The 18,247-nt window shown below is 69.8% G+C and carries 19 protein-coding genes; 9 read left to right on the top strand and 10 right to left on the bottom strand.

The features are described 5' to 3' along the window. Window positions 1-156: 156 nt before the first annotated feature. Window positions 157-978, top strand: coding sequence for an Ig-like domain-containing protein (locus tag A5756_RS04125; protein ID WP_066947547.1), 822 nt, complete (start codon window positions 157-159; stop codon window positions 976-978). Between the two features lie 203 nt (window positions 979-1,181). Here the strand turns inward: A5756_RS04125 and A5756_RS04120 are convergent, their stop codons facing one another. Beyond that, the gene (locus A5756_RS04120) at window positions 1,182-1,745 is read right to left on the bottom strand and encodes a hypothetical protein (protein ID WP_066947544.1); all 564 of its coding nucleotides are present in this window, start codon (window positions 1,743-1,745) and stop codon (window positions 1,182-1,184) included. Window positions 1,746-2,071: 326 nt separating this feature from the next. Between A5756_RS04120 and A5756_RS04115 the strand changes: the two genes are divergently transcribed. From A5756_RS04115 to A5756_RS04100, 4 genes are all read left to right on the top strand, one after another. Then, complete coding sequence (locus A5756_RS04115; protein ID WP_066947541.1) at window positions 2,072-2,416, top strand: DUF732 domain-containing protein; 345 nt, start codon at window positions 2,072-2,074, stop codon at window positions 2,414-2,416. A gap of 157 nt (window positions 2,417-2,573) precedes the next feature. Beyond that, complete coding sequence (locus A5756_RS04110; protein WP_369817347.1) at window positions 2,574-2,888, top strand: DUF732 domain-containing protein; 315 nt, start codon at window positions 2,574-2,576, stop codon at window positions 2,886-2,888. 20 nt (window positions 2,889-2,908) lie between these two features. Continuing rightward, window positions 2,909-4,309 (top strand): mannitol dehydrogenase family protein, encoded by a 1,401-nt coding sequence (locus A5756_RS04105; protein ID WP_066947535.1) that lies wholly within the window; start codon window positions 2,909-2,911, stop codon window positions 4,307-4,309. Continuing rightward, complete coding sequence (locus tag A5756_RS04100; RefSeq protein WP_066947532.1) at window positions 4,306-5,697, top strand: FGGY-family carbohydrate kinase; 1,392 nt, start codon at window positions 4,306-4,308, stop codon at window positions 5,695-5,697. The genes A5756_RS04105 and A5756_RS04100 overlap by 4 nt, the downstream gene beginning before the upstream one ends. Here the strand turns inward: A5756_RS04100 and A5756_RS04095 are convergent. Beyond that, window positions 5,694-7,184, bottom strand: a complete 1,491-nt coding sequence (locus A5756_RS04095; RefSeq protein WP_066947529.1) for a bifunctional phosphatase PAP2/diacylglycerol kinase family protein — start codon at window positions 7,182-7,184, stop codon at window positions 5,694-5,696. The genes A5756_RS04100 and A5756_RS04095 overlap by 4 nt on opposite strands. A 28-nt stretch (window positions 7,185-7,212) precedes the next feature. On the opposite strand from A5756_RS04095, the gene A5756_RS04090 reads away from it, so the two are divergent. After that, window positions 7,213-7,998: a hypothetical protein gene (locus tag A5756_RS04090; protein ID WP_066947691.1), complete on the top strand. Its 786-nt coding sequence runs from the start codon at window positions 7,213-7,215 to the stop codon at window positions 7,996-7,998. On the opposite strand, the gene A5756_RS04085 is transcribed toward A5756_RS04090, so the two are convergent. From A5756_RS04085 to A5756_RS04075, 3 genes are read right to left on the bottom strand one after another with little or no spacing between them, the layout of a single operon-like run. Continuing rightward, on the bottom strand, window positions 7,974-8,645 hold the full coding sequence (locus tag A5756_RS04085) for a GAP family protein (protein ID WP_066947688.1): 672 nt from the start codon (window positions 8,643-8,645) through the stop codon (window positions 7,974-7,976). The genes A5756_RS04090 and A5756_RS04085 overlap by 25 nt on opposite strands. 10 nt (window positions 8,646-8,655) lie before the next feature. Continuing rightward, window positions 8,656-9,327 carry a GAP family protein gene (locus tag A5756_RS04080; protein ID WP_066947526.1) on the bottom strand — a complete coding sequence of 224 codons (672 nt, stop codon included), beginning with the start codon at window positions 9,325-9,327 and terminating at the stop codon, window positions 8,656-8,658. A 59-nt stretch (window positions 9,328-9,386) separates the two neighbouring features. Then, the gene (locus A5756_RS04075) at window positions 9,387-9,695 is read right to left on the bottom strand and encodes a hypothetical protein (RefSeq protein ID WP_066947523.1); all 309 of its coding nucleotides are present in this window, start codon (window positions 9,693-9,695) and stop codon (window positions 9,387-9,389) included. Between the two features lie 106 nt (window positions 9,696-9,801). Here A5756_RS04075 and A5756_RS04070 point away from each other — a divergent pair, with 106 nt between their 5' ends. Both A5756_RS04070 and A5756_RS04065 read left to right on the top strand, forming a co-directional pair. Beyond that, entirely contained in the window at window positions 9,802-10,029 is a 228-nt protein-coding gene (locus A5756_RS04070; protein ID WP_066947520.1) for a hypothetical protein, read from the top strand. Between the two features lie 123 nt (window positions 10,030-10,152). Beyond that, on the top strand, window positions 10,153-11,595 hold the full coding sequence (locus A5756_RS04065; RefSeq protein ID WP_156659219.1) for a glycosyltransferase family 39 protein: 1,443 nt from the start codon (window positions 10,153-10,155) through the stop codon (window positions 11,593-11,595). On the opposite strand, the gene A5756_RS04060 is transcribed toward A5756_RS04065, so the two are convergent. Both A5756_RS04060 and A5756_RS04055 read right to left on the bottom strand, forming a co-directional pair. Beyond that, window positions 11,596-12,426, bottom strand: a complete 831-nt coding sequence (locus A5756_RS04060; protein WP_066947506.1) for a family 16 glycosylhydrolase — start codon at window positions 12,424-12,426, stop codon at window positions 11,596-11,598. Window positions 12,427-12,581: 155 nt separating this feature from the next. Next, a complete protein-coding gene (locus A5756_RS04055) occupies window positions 12,582-13,601 on the bottom strand; it encodes an NADP-dependent oxidoreductase (protein ID WP_066947503.1) in 1,020 nt (339 codons plus the stop codon). 56 nt (window positions 13,602-13,657) lie between these two features. On the opposite strand from A5756_RS04055, the gene A5756_RS04050 reads away from it, so the two are divergent. Further along, window positions 13,658-14,323, top strand: a complete 666-nt coding sequence (locus tag A5756_RS04050) for a DUF3060 domain-containing protein (RefSeq protein WP_066947500.1) — start codon at window positions 13,658-13,660, stop codon at window positions 14,321-14,323. A gap of 3 nt (window positions 14,324-14,326) precedes the next feature. On the opposite strand, the gene A5756_RS04045 is transcribed toward A5756_RS04050, so the two are convergent. From A5756_RS04045 to A5756_RS04035, 3 genes are all read right to left on the bottom strand, one after another. Further along, window positions 14,327-14,728, bottom strand: coding sequence for a hypothetical protein (locus A5756_RS04045; protein ID WP_066947495.1), 402 nt, complete (start codon window positions 14,726-14,728; stop codon window positions 14,327-14,329). Between the two features lie 67 nt (window positions 14,729-14,795). Next, on the bottom strand, window positions 14,796-16,154 hold the full coding sequence (locus A5756_RS04040) for a hypothetical protein (protein WP_066947492.1): 1,359 nt from the start codon (window positions 16,152-16,154) through the stop codon (window positions 14,796-14,798). A gap of 155 nt (window positions 16,155-16,309) precedes the next feature. Then, window positions 16,310-18,235 (bottom strand): Hsp70 family protein, encoded by a 1,926-nt coding sequence (locus tag A5756_RS04035; RefSeq protein ID WP_066947490.1) that lies wholly within the window; start codon window positions 18,233-18,235, stop codon window positions 16,310-16,312. Between the last annotated feature and the right edge of the window lie 12 nt (window positions 18,236-18,247).

The following is an 18,247-nucleotide window of genomic DNA, read 5'->3' as shown; positions in this document are numbered from 1 at the left end:
CGAACCCCCAGCGCATGGCCGAATTCTCGAACTAAACCGCCGTGGCCGAAATGTGACCGAGGCTTGACCAAATGCTAACGCGCCCTTGCGCTTCCGCTGGTCAACGGGGAATTACGATCCCTATTACAACTCTGTCAGTTAAAAGGAATCGGAGCCATGCGGGCGGACGTTCGGTGTGTTCTTGCGGTGGTCGGGGTCGCTGCGAGCGTGGTTGCGGGGCCGGCTGGCACCAGCATGGCGGCGGCGAGCCTGCCGCACGACTTCACCATCGCGTCGGTCCTGCCCGCGCGGGACGCGACGGTAGGTGTGGCGCACCCCGTGGTGGTGACGTTCGACGCACCTGTCGCCAACCGGCACGCCGCCGAGCGCGCCATCGGAGTCAAGTCGACGCCCGCGATGACCGGGAGATTCGAATGGCTCGACAACAAAGTCGTGCAGTGGGTTCCGGATCACTACTGGCCGGCGCACACCACCGTGGCGCTTGCGGTGGACGGCCAGCCCACGGAATTCAAAACGGGCCCCAAGGTCGTCGGGGTCGCCAACATCACGGACCACACTTTCAAGGTGAGCGTCGACGGGGTCGATGCGACCCCCCCACCTACTCCCCACCACCGACCCCACTTCGGCGAAGAGGGCATGCTGCCGGCTTCGATGGGCAGGCCGGAATTCCCGACGCCGGTGGGTAACTACACCGTTTTGTCCAAAGACCGCTCGGTGCTTATGGATTCGAGCAGCGTTGGCATTCCCGTCGACGACCCCAATGGCTACATGCTCAACGTCGATTACGCCGTCCGGATCACCAACCGCGGCCTCTTCGTGCATTCCGCCCCGTGGGCGGTCAACTCACTGGGGCTGGAGAATGTCAGCCACGGCTGCATCAGCCTCAGCCCCGAAGACGCCGAGTGGTACTACAACACGGTCAATGTCGGCGACCCGGTGATCGTCAAGCAGGACCTCTGGGAGCGGCCTCCTTCCTGAGGAGGGCCCCACTCAATCACCCTGAGCGCAAGTCCTTTTCCCCTGGGCTCGGCCCCTGTCCCTCGCCCGAGTGTGAAGCTAGTTTCACACTCGCGGTCGACTGTGAAACTAGCTTCACGCTCGACGGCTGAAGAGGCTCAGCCCCCGCATACGAAAGGACCCGCTGGCGACGGCCAGCGGGTCCTTGTCGGTCGAGAGGGGGATCAGTGCGAAGGACCGGGGGCGACGGGCTGACCGGGCTGGGGCCCGCCGCTCGGCGCCGGCCCCGTCGGTGCGTCCTTGACGCCGGACATGTCGATGAGCGGGGCCCCGGCGGCCGCGTCGAGGGGAGCACCGGCCGCCAGACCACCGAGGGCCACCAGCGGAGCGCCGGCGGGAACCACCGGAGCGATCGGCAACGGCGCGCCCAGCGGCAGCGGCGCACCCAGCGGCAACGGCAACGGTCCGCCCAACGGCACCGGCAGCGGAGCGCCCACCGGCAGCGGGCCCGGCACGGCCAGGGGGACACCCGCCATGTCGGTCAGCGGCGCGCTGGCCGTGCAGACCTCCGCGGTCGGCGCACCGCCCGCAGCCGCGGCCCCACCGGCACCGGCGGCACCGGGTCCGCCGGCTAACGGCGGACCGGCCTCACCGGCCTGCCCCTGGATGCAGGCGTAACCGCCCGTCTTCAGGGGAGCGGCCGCCGCAGCCGGGCTCAATGCAAGTGCGGCTCCGCACAACCCAAGGCTGGCAACTACTTTCACGTTGAACCGATCGACGATCGCCATCAGCGTCGACTCTCCTTTATTCGCGCTCACATAACCATCTGGTGCAGCAGAACCGCGTAGCCGTCTTTCGACGACGAGCCAATTGTGGTCACGCGACATGAAACGCCGGACGCGCCGCACCGCGCCGTTTCCAAACGGTGACGTCACAAGGGCGTCACGGGTGAGAGGCCTTTGCCGAGCGGAGCTACGGCCCGCCCTTCGAGTCACATTGAGCCAATTTTTGCGCAGCTCATTCACAGGGAATTTTCGGTGGCACGAGATGTACAGGAGGTTGTATGGAAGTGAACAATAGGGAACTACGGGGTTAACGGACAGGAGAAGGAGCCATGACAGCACAGCGGCTCTGCAGCCGATTCCTGAGCACAGCGCTGGCGGGGGGCTCACTCGTGGTCGCCGGGGTGATGGCGGCCGGCCCGGCCCAGGCAGACGCGACCACTTTCATCAACGACCTGCACAAAGCCGGCATCCACGCGGTCAGCGGCGGTGACGCGGCGCTGGTCCAGATGGGCCTGAGCGTCTGCCAGCAGCTGTCGTGGGGCGCTCCCCCGTCGCAGATCGAGGGCCTGGCGGTGCAGCGCTCCGACAGCAGGCAAGGCGCCCACGGGATCACCCCGCAACAGGCCGACGCCGTCGTCGAGGCCGCCGTGCAAGATCTGTGCCCGGACGCCTGAGCGAACCTGCGCCACGGGTCTTTGCCGACAATTCATCCTCGGGATCGATCTTCCCAGCGTGTTTCGCCCTGTTTTCGTGTAAGAGTGCATCATCGGCGATCGGGCCCGGCACGAAGGAGAGACACGGATGGCAGCACAGCGGCGCTACGGCCGGTTCATGGGAGCAGCCCTCGCAGGGGGCCCACTTCTGGCCGCGGGGATCGGGTGGGCCAGCCCGGCGCGGGCCGACGCGACTGCCTTCATCAATGACCTGCACAACGCCGGCATCCACGCCGTCAACGGCGGCGACGACGCGCTGTTGCAGATGGGCGCGGACTTGTGCCAACAACTTTCCTGGGGCGCCTCCCCGCAACAGCTGGAGGGGTTGGCGATCCAACGTTCGGACGCCGACCAGGGCACCGGCGGGATCAACGGTCGCCAGGCCGCGGACGTCGTGATTTTTGCCTTGCGCGATCTGTGCCCTAACGCTTAGCGGTGAGCTAAGTTCCGGGGATGGAGCTGAGCGCGCGCAACCTGAGCGCCCTCAACATCCCCGTCCCGGCCTACGACCGCAGCCAAATAGGCGTCGGCATCGTGCATTTCGGTGTCGGCGGCTTCCACCGCTCCCACCAGGCCATGTACGTCGACAGGTTGCTCAGCGATGGGCTGGCCCGGGACTGGGGAATCTGCGGCGTCGGCGTGCTGCCCGGTGACCGGCGCATGCGCGACGTGCTGCGCGCCCAGGACTACCTCTACACGTTGGTCCTCGAACATCCCGACGGCACCCGACAGCCGCGGGTCATCGGCTCGATCGTCGACTTCCGTTACGCGCCAGACGATCCCGAAGCGGTGATCGAACTGCTCGCCGCCCCCACGACCCGCATCGTCTCGCTCACCATCACCGAAGGCGGCTACCGCCCGCCGCTGAGCGACGTGTTCCCCTTGGTGGCAGAAGGATTGAACCGGCGGCGGAAACAGGGCCTGCCCTCCCCCACGATCGTCTCGTGCGACAACATCGTCGAGAACGGGAGCGTGGCCCGGCAGGCGTTCATGTCAAGCGCCGAGCGGCTCGATCCCGCACTCGCGCAGTGGATGTGCGAGCACACCAAGTTCCCCAACTCGATGGTCGACCGCATCACTCCGGTCACCACTGGCGACGTGATCGCCCGGCTGGATTCCGAGTTTGGCGTGCAAGACGCGTGGCCGGTGGTCGCCGAGCCGTTCGTCATGTGGGTCCTCGAGGACGATTTCGCCGACGGCCGGCCGCCGCTGGATAAGGCCGGCGTCCAACTGGTCGACGACGTGTCGCCGTACGAGGCGATGAAGCTGCGGCTGCTCAACGCCAGTCATCAGGGCCTGTGTTACTTCGCCTACCTGGCCGGCTATCGGCTGGTGCACGAGGCCGCCCAGGACCCACTGATTGCCCAATTCCTGGACCGCTACATGGAATCCGAGGCGATGCCGACCCTGGTGCGCGTCCCGGGGTTGACCGACTTCAAAGCCGGGCTCATCCCCCGGTTCGCCAACGCCTACGTGCGCGACACGGTCGCCAGGTTGTGCGCCGACTCGTCCGACCGCATCCCGAAGTGGCTGCTGCCGGTGGTCGCCGACAATCTGCGGCGCGGCGGCCCGGTGCGGCTGGCCGCGGCGATCGTCGCCAGCTGGGCGCGCTACGCCGAGGGCGTCGACGAAGAAGGCCGGCCGATCGAGGTGACGGACCGGCTCGCCGACACGCTCGTCCCGATCGCCCGCTCCCAGCGCGAGGACCCGGCCGCGTTTCTCGCCAACCGTGCGGTGTTCGGTGACCTCGTCGACCAACCGCGCTTCCTCGAGCCGTACCTGTGGGCGCTGGATTCGCTGCACCGGCACGGCGCGCGCGCCACGTTGCGGGCACTCGTCGGGGCCGACGAATGACGCTGGTCGCCGGCATCGACTCGTCGACACAGTCCTGCAAGGTGCTGATCTGCGATGCCGCCACGGGCGAGGTGGTCCGCGGGGGCGCCGCCGCACATCCAGACGGGACCGAAATCGACCCGGCCGCATGGGAAGCCGCCGCCCTGGCGGCTATCGAGGCGGCGGGAGGACTGGACGGCGTCGAAGCCGTCGCCGTCGGCGCGCAGCAGCACGGCATGGTGTGCCTCGACGAGGCGGGCGCGGTGGTGCGGCCCGCGCTGCTGTGGAACGACGTGCGTTCGGCCGACGCGGCGCGCGCGCTCGTCGACGAGCTCGGCGGCCCACACGCATGGGCGCAAGCCGTCGGCGTCGTGCCGCTGGCCGCGATCACGGTGGCCAAGCTGCGCTGGCTCGCCGACCACGAGCCGCGGCACGCGGACCGCACGGCGGCCGTCTGCCTGCCGCACGACTGGCTGACGTGGCGGTTGCGCGAGGACACCGACCCCGCGGCGCTGACCACCGATCGCAGCGATGCCAGCGGCACCGGTTATTACGACGCCGCGAGCGGCGCCTACCGCGTCGACCTGCTCGAGCTCGCCCTGCGCGGCCGCCGCCCGCGGCTGCCCACCGTGCTGGGCCCGTCAGGCGTAACATTAAGTGGTACAACCACATTCGGCGCTGGCCTCGGGGACAACGCGGCCGCGGCGCTGGGCCTGGGCGCCGACGAGGGTGACGTCATCGTCTCCGTCGGGACGTCGGGGGTGGTGGCCGCCGTCACCGCCGACCCGGTCCGCGACGACGCCGGTTTCGTCGCGGGATTCGCCGACGGCACCGGGCGCTACCTCCCGCTGGTGTGCACGCTCAATGGCGCGCGGGTGCTGGAGGCGGCGGCCGCGATGCTGGGGGTCGACCACGACAAATTGTCAAAGCTCGCGCTGGCGGCGCCGCCGGGCAGCGCGGGCCTGGTCCTGGTGCCCTACCTGGCGGGTGAGCGAACGCCTAACCGCCCCAACGCCTCTGGCGCGCTACACGGCCTGCGGGTCGCGAACGCGATGCCGGCCAACCTGGCCAGGGCCGCCGTGGAGGGGCTGCTGTGTGCGCTGGCCGACGGCCTGGCCCATCTGGCCGCCCATGGCGTCGTCACGCGCCGCATCCTGCTGATCGGCGGCGGCGCGCGATCGCGGGCGCTGCGCGAGATCGCGCCCGCGGTGTTCGGCGTACCCGTGCTGGTGCCGGTCCCCGCGCAGTACGTCGCGTTGGGCGCCGCGCGGCAGGCGGCGTGGGCGCTGAGTGGATCGACACGACCGCCCGGCTGGAACCCGCCGCGGACCGACGAATACACCGCCGACGCTGCGCCCGAGGTGCTGGAGCGCTACGCGCAGGTGCGGGACTTGACCGAGGGGGCCTAGTCGCAGGGGCGGAACACCGGAAGCACCCGGTATTTGGCGGTGAAGCTGGCCTTCTCGTATTCGTCGCCGACCTCGCCGTCACACGCGATGACCGTCGGGCCGTCGACCGCGACGAAGCTGAATTCCGGCACCTGCAGCTCGTGATAGAGCGGGCTGCGCTCCAACCGCCCCAGCGCGAGCGCGGTCAGGATCCTGGTCCGCGACCACCTCCGGCCCGCGTCGAGCATGCGGACATCGATCAGTCCGTCGTCCATCCGGGTCCGCCGCGACGGGGCGAACCCGGTCGGCAGGTACAGCGAATTGCCGAGGAAGAACAGCGACGTCAGCAGCGTCTTGTTGTCGTACGAGATACGGACGGGCTGGTCGCGACGCAGCGTGTGCAGCATCGCGTACAGACCCGCCAACGGCTTGCCGATGCGCTTCTCCAGCTTCTCGCGCTGCTGCACGAAGGTCGGATAGGCCCCGATGCTCGCCGTGTTGAGGACCATCTGGCTTTCGTTGAGGCACACCAGGTCCACGCACGACACGCTGCCGCGGCGGATCGCGTCGACCGTCTTGGCCACCGTGTCGCAGCCGATGTCCTTGGCGAAGTGGTTGAACGTGCCGGCGGGAAACACCGCCAGCGGCAGCCCCGACTCGATGGCTACCCCCGCCGCGGCCGCCACCGTGCCGTCGCCACCTCCGACCGCAAGCACCTCGGCGCTCGCGGCCGCGTCGCGCAAGACCTCCGCCGGGTCGTCGTCGGGGCCCAGCTCCCGAATGTCCACCTTCGGCAGCGCCTCGCGTACCTCGTCGACGACGCGGGCGCCGGTGCCGCTGCCCGATTCGGGATTGATCACCAGCACCACTCCGGAACCGTCGGGCCGTTCGGGCGTCTCGACCCGCAGCGGTTCGGTCTTGGGCAGGGCGGTCTCGACGATCGGCGGGACGAGCCGACCGCCCAGCACCGCCAGGCCCGCCCCGATGCCGAACCCGGCGATGACGTCGCCCGGGTAGTGCGCGCCGGTCGCCACCCGCGACAGCCCGACCAGCCCGGCCAGCAGCGCCAGCCCGAAGCCCAGCATCGGATTCTCCAAACCGACCCCCACGGCGAACGCGGCCGCGCTGGCGGAGTGCCCCGACGGGAAGGAATTCGACGTCGGCCGGCGGCGGACCTGCCTGACCAGCGGCACCAATTCGTACCCGGGACGCGGGCGGCGGCGGATGCGTTTGGCGACCTGGTTGGTGACCAGGCTGGTGGCCGCCAGCGTCACGACGCCGCGTGTCGCGCCGCGCTGGGCGCTCGGCTTTCCCGAGGCCATCATGGCCGCGGCGATGGCGAACCACAGCTTCGAGTTGTCGGCCGCCCGGGTCAGCGGCGGCATGACCATGTCCAGCAGCGGGGTGTCGGTCTCGGCGATCGCGTCGAAGATCTCCCGGTCAAGGGTGCCGAGCCCCCGGGTGATCTGTTCGATGCCGCGCGCGCGTCGCTTGGGCCGCCAGTTCATTCGCTACACCCTAAATTGGTTGGCGGACATGGACGCACCGGGCTACTTCGAGGCATGGCGGGACAACGCCGTGCGGCTGGGCGTGTCCTCGGACGTCGTCGCGGAGATCGCTCGGCGGCACGCCATCGTCCCGGACACCTTTCGATCGCTCGGGCGGCTCGCGGAGATCAAGGATCCGGCCGGCAAATCCTTCTTCCTGCTGCCCCGGGGCACCAGCGGTGGCGACGCCCGCGCGGCGGTGCTGAGCACCTACATCCTGAACGCGGGTACCGGCTACGGCAGCAACCGGGCGTGGCGCACCGATTTCCGCCCGACGCCCTACAGTGCGGCGGAAATCACACGGATCATGTTGCGGCAGAACGCAAATAGCTGGACCTACACCCGCGACGTCGGGTTCGTCGACCGCAACGGCGGGCGCCTCGTGACGACGCCCAACGGCATCCTCATGGGCCTGGGCGGCAACTGGATCCAACGGCAGTTCTGCCGGCGGGCCGGCACCACGTGGGGCGACATCTTCATGGTCAACATGGGCGCCGTCACCGACCCCGCCGGCTGGCTTCGCCGCATCATCGAGTCCGGGCACGCCTGGTACGTGCACACCGACGGCAGGCCGGTGGAGAGCCGGCTCGACCTGGACCGGGTGGTGCACCACGAGGAGCGGCACTGCCGGCAGTGGGCGGCGAAGGGCTACGTGGGCATGCTGGCCGATTACGGCCGGGAGCTGGTCCGCGAATACGCCTTCGGCGCGATCAACCGGCTCGAGGAGGAGGCCGGCCTGACCGACGGCGGCTATAGGGCGTCGATCCCGTGGTAGAGCACCATCGCGCCGATCAGGACCAGGACCGCCGCGAGCAGAGCGGCGTTGTTGCGGTCCATCCAGTCTTTGAGCTTCGCGAGCGTGTCGTCGAGACGGCTGCCCGCCGCCGCGTAGGCCAGTATCGGGATCGCGACGCTTGACGCCGCGATGGCGACGAAGAACGCGGCGGCCACCCAGTCACCGACGAGGCCGAGCCCGGCGGTGCCGATGCCCAGCCCGGCCGGGATGCAGATGAGCACCACGTCCGGCCGCACCACGGCCAGCACCGCCCCCATGATCCCGGCCCGGGCCGGGGTGATGGTGGCGAACGAGCGCATCCAGGCCGGCGATTCGGCGTGGCCGTGCCGGTTCAGCCATTTGTAGATGCCGTACACGATCAGCGCCGACCCCAGCACCACGCGCAGCCACGACGACCACCGCGGCGGCGACTTGTCCAGGCCGCCGAGCAGGTGGGAGGCCGCGACGGAAAGCGCGGTCAGCGCGGCGAGGGTCAGCGCCCAGCCGCTGAGAAACGCCAGGCCGCTCGGCCGCGGCCGCGGCGCCTGCAGCACCAGCACCGCCGGGATGACGGTGAGCGGCGACAGCGAGATGACCAGCCCAAGCGGAACGAGCCCCGTGAGCACGGTGCACCAGCTACCTGCCATGGGCAGCAATCTACAGGGCGCGAATCCCGTTGTAGAGCACCATCAAACCGATCAGGACGAGGATGACGGCGAGCAGGGTGGCGTGGTTTTCCTCCATCCACACTTTGAGGCGTTCCAGCGCATCGTCGAGCCGGTCGCCGGCGCCGGCATACGCCAGGATCGGGATGGCGACCGTGGACGCGGCGATGACGAGAAACACTGCCCCGGCGACCAGCTGGCCGGCCGCCCTGAGGCTGCTGCTGCCGATGGCCAAGCCGGCCGCCGCGCACATGATCAGCACCTCGGGTCGCAGCACCACCAGCACGGCCCCGGTCAGCCCGGCGCGTGGCGGGCTGAGCGTGGAGAACGACCGCATCCAGCGCGGCATGCTGCCGTGACGATGCCGGGTCAGCCACTGGTAGGCGCCCAACGCGATCAGTGCCGACCCCAGCGCCACCCGCACCCACGACGCCCACGTCGGTGGCGCCCGGTGCAGGCCGCCGAGCAGCGCCGAGCCGCTGACGAACGCCGCGGTGAGGGCGGCCAGGCCCAGGACCCATCCGGCGAGGAAGGCGAGACTGGCCGGCCGCGGCCGGGGGGCGTGCAAGACCAGCACTGCCGGAACGACCGTGATCGGCGAGAGCGCGATGACGGCCGCCAGCGCGATGAGCTTTGTCAGTACGGAACCCCAACTTGCGTCCACGGGCAGCCATCATCGCATTCGCCCGACGCGGCCGCAGGGGTCCGGCGTAAGCGCCGCCCTCAGAACGGCTTTCGGCGCAAGGTCCAGGCGGGCACCCAGTGCGTCACGGTTTTGCGCTGGGAGCCGTAGACGACCGGGTAGGTCACCAGCCCCCACCAGTCGCCCTGCTCGCAGAGACCCCAGCAGCTGAGCAGGCCCTCGACGACCTTGTGCAGTTGCAGCCCGTTGGGTTGATACCGGCCGGAGCGGTGCGGCTCACGCGGGAAGAGCACCGTCAGGTCCACCAGGACCGTGATCGGCGGGCGCACGACCCGGAACGGGCTGCGGACCGGTTGGCCGTTGTACCCGATGGACGCGAACTGCCCCATCGATCGATCATACGTTCGAATAGCCGAGGTTTGCCGGATTCTCCGTTTTCGATCCCGCGCCCGGGCCGGTCGATATAGTCGGCTCAGCTACGAAGGGGAGGTCCAGATGAAGATGGCTTGCGCCGCTGGTCTATTGGCGTTTGCCGGGCTGCTCACCACCGGGGTGGGTGTGGCCAGTGCCGACGAGGTAGAGGTCGAAGGCAACTACTCGAGCCAGTCCGGTTGCGAGGCGGATGCCCCGCACGTGGAGATCACGCACAACGACCACCTGTACACCCATTGGGACTGCCGCCTGGGCTCCGACGGGTTCTGGCACGTCTGGTTGCTCAACTGACCGTCGACCAGCGACGGACCGGGGATCTGCTTCTGGCACCATAGCGACGTGCGGAACCCGCTTCGCCGCCCGCCGGCCGGGCTGGACCCGCTGCTGGTCGGGGTGCTCTCCGTCGCGGTGAGCATGGGCGGCGCGGGCCGCCCGTCGTTCTGGTACGACGAGGCCGCCACCATCTCGGCCGCATACAGTCGATCGCTCGCCCAGTTGTGGCGGATGCTGGGCAATGTCGACGCCGTGCACGGCCTGTACTACCTGCTCATGCACGCCTGGTTCCAGGTTTTCCCGCCCACCGAGTTCTGGTCGCGCGCGCCCAGTGGCCTGGCCGTCGGGGGCGCCGCCGCGGGAATCGTGGTGCTGGGCAAGCAGTTCTCGTCGCGCACCGTCGCGGTGGCCTCGGGCGTCTTCTGCGCCGTCTTGCCGCGGACAACGTGGGCGGGCATCGAGGCCCGCCCCTACGCGCTGTCGATGATGGCCGCCGTGTGGCTGACGGTGTTGCTCGTACGCGCCGCACGCCGCGACTCCGGTTGGCTGTGGGCGGCCTACGGCCTCGCCTTGATCTCGTCGATTGCGCTCGACGTGTACCTCGCACTGTTGGTCGGGGCGCACTTGACGCTGGTCATCGTGTCCCGTGGCGCGCGAAGGGTTTTGCTGCGGTTCACGATTGCGGCGACCGCCGGGGTCTGCGCCATGGCGCCGTTCTTGGTGACGGTCGCCGGGCAGGCGCATCAAATCAGCTGGATCGCACCGATCGGTCGCCGGACGCTGGAAGACGTTGTGGTGCAACAGTATTTCGAACGCAGCCCCCCGTTCGCCGTGCTGTCGGCGCTGGTGATCGCGGGGGCTATTGCGTTGTGGCTCAGCAAGTCCGCGCGACCAGCGCGCGGCGATGGGCAGCTGCTGGGCCTCGCGGTCGCGTGGATCGCCCTACCGACCGCGGCCATCCTGATCTACTCGGCGCTGGTGCACTCGATTTACACACCGCGCTACCTGACGTTCACGGTGCCGGGAATGGCGCTGATCCTGGGCGTCTGCGCCGCCGCGGTGACCATCCGGCCCTGGCTGACGGCGGCCGTCGTCACCCTTTTCGCCGTCGCCGCCGCCCCGAATTACCTTCTAGTGCAGCGAAACCCGTACGCCAAGTACGGGATGGACTACAGCCAGGTGGCGGATCTGATCACCACCCAGGCGGCGCCGGGCGATTGCCTGCTGGTGAACGACACCGTGACATTCATGCCCGCCCCGATGCGCCCCCTGATGGCGGCGCGCCCCGATGCCTACCGCAAGCTGATCGACCTCACGCTGTGGCAGCGGGCGACCGACCGCAACGACGTCTTCGACACCAACCTGATCCCCGAGGTCGTCGCCGCGCCTCTCAGCCATTGCCGCGTGGTCTGGATCATCACGCAGGCCGACGAATCGATGCCCGCCCACGATCAGGGCCCGGCGCTGCCGCCCGGTCCGCGCTACGGGGCGACCCCCGCCTTCGCGGTGCCGCACGATCTGGGCTTCCGGCTCGTCGAGCGCTGGCAGTTCAACCTGGTGCAGGTGTTCAAAGCGACGCGGTGATCACCAGATGCGGATGTAGTCGACCAGCATGGACGCGGGGAAGGTACCCGCCGCCGGATCGCCGGCGCCCACCCCGCCGACGGCGAGGGTGAACATGGGCGTCATCCAATAGCCGGGGAGGTTGAACGGCCACCGGAAGTCGTCGGGAGCGCCGCCGTGGACGTGGATGGGCTTGTTGGGGACCTTGAAGTACTCGGCGCCGTCTCGCGAGAACTCGAAACCCTCTTCGCCCCAATGCATTCGCCAGGTGTGCCAGCCGCCGTCGACCAGGCCGGGGATGGACTTACCCTCCCAGGTCTTGCCGTTGGACGCCGCGTGGACGGTGGTGCCCGGGGCCCACTGCCCGTTGCCGTACCACTCGAAGATGTCCACCTCGCCGTCGGGCAGCGGGTCCTCGTTGACACCCCAGAACGAGGGCCACAGGCCGGGATACAGGCAGTCGAGCTTGATCCGCGCTTCCCACGTCTGATTGATCATGCTCCGGAAGTTGCCGCGCAGCTTGCCGCTGTAATAGGTGTTGTTCAGCAGATCGTGGGTGGCGCACAGGACGAGGTTGGAGTGCCCGTCCTGGAACACGTTTTGGCGGTCGTCGCGATAGATGCCCTCGACCGGCGGGAAGACGTCGTCCTGCCAGGTCTGGATCGTCCACTTGCCGGGATCGGGGGGCGAGCCCGCCGGCCCGTCGAACTCGTCGGCGAAGATGTACGGGCCACCCGGACCGGCCGACGGCGGCGCCTGGGGCGCCGAGGGTGTGGCCCAGGCACCCGGCAGGCGCATCGCAGCCCCCAGCATGCCGAGCCCCGAGATCAACATCATGCTGCGACGATCCATTTGCAACCCACCAATCGTGAAAGCCGTGTGTCAACCCAAGCCCGCCACCCCAGGCAACTTTTGCAAACGGTGTTATGAAACCACGCGGCGGGGTGCCGCGCAGCCCACACCCGGCCCGTGGCGGCGAGTTTTTCCGTGCGCAGAAGGGTGCCGACTCAGCCGGAAGCGGGTTCGCTGAGCTTGACCAGCGTCTTGCCGATGTTGACTCCGGTGAACAGGCCATTGAGGGCGTCTACGCACGATTCGATGCCGTCGAAAATGGTTTCCCGGTGCTTGAGCCGGCCTTCGGCCTCCCACTGCCGGAGCGCGGCGAACGCCTCGTCGAAGCGGCCCCACTGGTCGAGGGCGTTGAACCCCTGCATCAAGGCGGTCTTGGACAGCAGGTTCACGTAGTTGGCCGGCCCCGGGTGCTCGCCGGTGAGGTAACTGGAGATGACGCCGCACAGGACGACGCGGGCACGCGGAGCCAAGCGGCCCAGCACCGCGTCGAGGATCGGCCCGCCGACGTTGTCGAAGTACACGTCGACGCGCCGCGGGCAGTGCTGCTTGAGCGCCGCCGCGAGGTCGTCGTTCTTGTAATCGATGCAGGCGTCGAACCCGAAGTGCTCCACCACCGCCCGGCACTTCTCCGGCCCGCCCGCGATGCCCACCACCCGGGCGCCGGCGATCTTGGCGATCTGGCCCGCCACCGATCCGGTGGCGCCCGCGGCCGCCGAGACCACGACCGTTTCCCCGGCCTTGGGCCGCCCGATGTCGGTCATCCCGAAATAGGCGGTGGCGCCGGTCGGCCCGTACACCGACATGATCGCCAGTTGGTCGTCCTCGCCCGGGATGGGCGTGCTGAACAGGTCGTCGCGGATGATCGCGTACTCGGAGAAGCCGGTCAGCGTGGTGACGACGTCGCCGACGGCATAGGCATCGCAGCGCGACGCGACCACCTCGCCGATCCCGGCCGCGCGGATGACCTCGCCCAGCTGCACCGGCGGAAGGTAGCCCGGCTGGTCGTCGAGCCACGTGCGGGCGGCGGCGTCGATCCCTACGTAGGTGGTGCGCAGCAGCGCCTCCCCGTCCGCCGGTTCGGGCGCCGCGGTGGTGACCAGCTCCGTGTCACCGGGCTGAACAAGCCCCGTGGGGCGGCGACGCAACAACACCTGACGGTTCGGCAACTCGGGCACGATGCAGAAACTACCGAACCGCCCGAAATCAGCCGCGGGAATGGCATATTCAATCGATGGCAGCAGACGACGACCCGGAGGAGCGGATCCGGGAACTCGAGCGCCCGCTCGCCGAGGCGGCGCAGGCATCCGAAGCGGGTAGTGCGCATCCCGCCGGCCAGGCCTATTCGCCCGGGCCGCCGGGCCCTCCGCCGCCACCGCCCGCGTGGACCTACGGCGGCGCGCCGCCGCAGCGTCCCTCCGGCAATCGCATGTGGTGGATCCTGGGCACGGTCATCGTCATCGGCATGCTGGCCCTCGCCGGCGGCATCGCCGCCTTCGCGGCCCACCAACTTTCCGGTGTCCGCTCGATCATCAGCTCCCCGCCGACCATCACCTTCGGTCCCCCGGGTGGCACCGCACCGTCGACCACCCGGACCACAACACCCGGGCCGTCGACCTCACCGGTACCGGCGCCGGGCGACAAGATCAGTGTCTCCGGGGTCGGCGAGAACCGGACGATCGCGTGCAACGACAACATCGTGATCGTCCGCGGCGTGTCCAACACGGTGGTGATCAGCGGCCACTGCGCGAGCCTCACCGTGTCGGGCATGCAGAACCAGGTCACCGTCGACGCCGTCGACAGCATCGACGCCTCCGGCCTGAACAACAAGGTCACCTACCACTCGGGCGCGCCGAAAGTCAGCAACGCGGGTAGCGCGAACGTCGTCCAGCAGGGCTGAGATTCAGGAAGGCTCGCCGGGTTCCTCGTCAGGGGAATCGTCGTCAAGAACGCTGACCGCGATGCCGTAGGGCAGGAACCGCACCTTGCGCTGGGGGTCGACGTTGTTCTTGTTGGCCCGCAGCGCGTCGAGCTCGGTCGCATAAACCTGTTCGACGTGCGCGCCGCCGTTCGCGTCCACCGTGTAGATGGCCCAGACCCCGTCTCCGGCCTCGCCGGTGGTCTCGGGCTCCTGGCGGGGGCGCCGCGACAGGTCTTCGAAGAGCGACGACCACCCGGTCCGGGCTCCTGGCGCCGCGACAAACTTGCTGACCCGCTCGAACATGTCGCGCAGCCCCTCGCTGCCCTCGCGGATCACTCGATCGAACTCGTCGGGATCAAATCCGAACGCACCGTATTCGCCCACGCGACCTCCTCGCCGCTCATGTCGTCACCGCCCAGTGTGCGCGCACTCGCGGCCGGGCGCCACGCCCTTACGGCGCCGGCGGCGGGGGCGGCGCCGGCGGGGTGATGGGAATCGGCACCGTGACGAACGGGAAATGCAGGTACATCGTCACCGGCGGCTGCGCGGGCGCGGCCGGTGGCGGAGGCGGCGGGGCCGCCGGGGCCGGCGCGGGAGCCGGCCGCTGGGCCGGCGGGGGCGTGTACTGCGGGGCCGGCCGGCTCGGAGCGCGGTAGACCGGAGCCGCCGGCGGCGGCTTCTGCGTTTGTGGCGCCGGCTGCTCGGCGACCGGCGGGGCGGGCTGCGGGGCGGCCACCCCGGGCGGGGGGGGGGGGGGGGGCGCGGGGGCGGGTGGCTGCGCCGCCGGCGCCGCGCTCGGCGGTGCGGCCGGCACCTGCTTGGCCGGGGTGGCGACGCTGACCCGCGGGTTCTGCGGCGCGGTGGATCCCGGCCGATCGGAGGCCAGCGAAAACAGCACCACGCCGGCGACCACCGCGGCGATCCCGGCCAGCGCGCTTCCGGCGAGGAACATGGGTCTGCGCCTGCGCGGGGTCACGTCGTCCTCGTCGGCGACGGCGCTGTAGGCCAGCGCATCGGCGGTCGTGTTGCCCCAGACGTCCAGGTAGGTCGGGCCGATCGGTCGGGGACTCACTTCCCCGGTGCCCGGGTCGAGCGCGTATGCCAGGGCCGCCGTGGACGAGGCGAACAGCGGCGCGTTCGCCGACGCCAGCGCCGCTCCGCGGGCCAGCGCCATCTCCGGCTCCTCTGGGGCTGTCACCTCGAGCGGGGTCGCCGCCTCGAGCGCGGGCTTGACCGCCACGATGTCCGTACCGCAGCCCACCAGGAAGACGCCGTCCGCCCGGCCCCCCCGCGAGTTGAGCCCGGCGACCATCGTCGCCAACTCGACGGCGAGCGGCTCCTGGGGGGCGTACGCCAGCTGCTGGCGGTGCAGATCGACGATCGAACCGTCGGAGACATCGACGACGGCCAGCGTCGCGGTCTCGGGCTCGACGAACAGCATCGCGATGTGCGCGTAGTCCAGGGCGGACCCGACCGTCTGGGCCAGCGCGGCCGCGGCCAGCAACGGGGACACCAGCATGACGTTGCCCATGCCGTGGCGGCCCATCGCATCCCGCAGTGCGCCGACGCCGGCGGGGTCCGTCCACGTCACTCCGGTCGACACCAATCGGTAGCCGCCCGCGAGCGCGCCTTCCCGGGTGCCCCCGATCGCGGCAAGCACTTGGTCGACCGCCCCGGCAGTCACCGAGCCTGCGCCGCCGGCGACCGCGAACTCGTCCTGTTCGACGGTGACACCGTCGGCGCTCTGGCCCTCGATGACCACCAGGCGGACCGTCTCGGGAGCCATCGAGACCCCCAGCACGATGTCCACTTACGCCTCCACAGTCCGCTGATTTGCTCCGGGATCCTCCATGAGGACATCACCGGATAGACCCCGCCCGACCGGGTAACACCAAACCTACCCGCGCGGGCCCGGGCGCGCTTCTAGAGCGCGCTCAGCAGGGACGCTTCGGGCGGCTGGGGCGGCTAGTAGCCCGGGCTCAGGAACGGATTCTGGGAGTTCCCCGGGTACTGCGGGTACTGCTGCGGATACTGCGGATACGGCGTGTACTGCGGCGCCTGCGTCTGCGGGGCCTGCGTCTGCGGAACCTGGATCGGAATCGGTACCGGAAGCAGCGGGACGTGGATCCACTCGGTGGTCATCGGCACCGTCGTCGTTGGGGTCGTGGTGGTCGACGGCGGGGGCGGCTCCTCGCTCGTGGTCGACGGCGGTGGCGGGGGCGTCGTCATGGCCGTCGTCGTCGGCGCCTGAGTCGACGGCGGGGCGGTGTGCCGCGGGGTCCACACCGGTGGGGCCTGCGTGGTGACCACCACCGGCGGGGGCGGTGGCGGCGGCGGTGAGGGTGGCGGTTCGGGCGGGGGCGGGGGGGGGGGCGCCGGCGCGGCGCGGGGGGGGGGGGGGGCGGTGGGAGGTGGCGGCGCGACGGGGCGCGGGACCAGGTGGCTGGCCGGGGGCGCCGGCAGCGGTGCGACGCTGGGCGCGGGCGGGGCCTGGCGGTTTTCCAGGCCGGTCAGCGTGTAGGCCACGCCGCCGATCGCCGTCATCGCCACCAGGGCGGACATGCCGATGATCAACTGCGACAACCGAAGGCGGCGCCACGGCCGGTCCGGGGGCGGGTCGATCACGTTCAGGCGCATCGACCAACCGGACGGGCCGTCTTCGTCGTAGGTTTCGCCGCCGAACCGCAACCGCACGTCGCCGGGGTATTCGGTCTGCGACCACGCCAATTCGCGATCCGTCAACGCCTCGTCGTCGATCACCAGCACGTCGCCGGCACCGAGGTCGACGACCTCATTGGTGGCGTTGGCGGACGCCAGCAGGCCGATCGACGTCCGCGTGCGCAGGCTCAGCTCGTCACCGCGGGACGCCAGCAGCAGCGCGCCGCAGGCCGCCGCGAGTGCGGGCTGCGACGGCGTCAGGACCGGGATGCGTCCGTGCACCGAAAGCCGTTCAGCGACAAGCGGAATGTGTGCGCCCCCGCCCACCGTCACCACCGCAGCCAGGTCCCCCCAATTCTTGCGGTAGCGCACCAGCATGTCGTCGAAGGCGTAGATGAAGCCGGTCAACCGATCCGCCATCAGATCTTCGAGATCGTCGCGCTTGAGCGTGAAGCTGCAGCTGCGTTCGCCGAGCTGGGCAGCGATTTCGGTGACCACGTCGGTGGACAGCCGCTCCTTGGCCAGCCGGCACTGTTCCCTGAGGTCGCCGAGTTGCCCGACGGCGGCCGTACTGCCCGGGTCGATCCCGCTGCCGCGACCCAGCTCCTCGAAGACCCGCAGCAGCAGCTCCTGATCGATTTCGTTGCCGGACAGAGCCGCGTAACGCATTGTCGCGGTGACGAGTTCGAAATCACCCGCTACGTTCACCAGCGTCGCCGACGTACCGCCGCCACCGAAGTCCAGCAGCCCCACCACACCTTCGTCGGGCAGGCCGAGCTCGGACTTCACGGCGGTCAGCGACGCGATCGCATCCGAGACGAGCCGGGGCGCCATGCCGCTGCGGACGAATCCCAGATGCGTCCGTAGACCGTCGCGCAACGCCTGCACGGTAACGGGTTTCCAGTACGCGGGCACGGCAATGGAGATCTCCGAGCACGACGCGTCCGCGCCGGCGGCGCGCACCATCGCGTCCAGGGCCTCCACCGTCAGCAGTTCCGGGTCGTGCGCGGACCCGTCAGCGGACACCAGCGCCACCGATTCACCGATGCGCTCGACGAAGCCCTTCATCATCACGCCGGGCTCGGCGAGATACGAATTCTCTTCGGGCAAACCGACTTCCGGCGCGCAGTGCGGGTAAAGCGCCAGCACCGAACGCCGGATAACCGGTGGACTTTCGTTGCGCGCAGCGACCAGGTTCGTGGTCCCGATCGACAACCCAAGTGGGTCGTACATAGAGCGAAAACT

Origin of the sequence: Mycobacterium sp. 852002-53434_SCH5985345 (assembly GCF_001667155.1) — a bacterium.
GTDB lineage: Bacteria > Actinomycetota > Actinomycetes > Mycobacteriales > Mycobacteriaceae > Mycobacterium.
The sequence above is the reverse complement of the archived record's forward strand: the minus strand, read 5'-3'. Positions and strand labels throughout refer to the sequence as shown.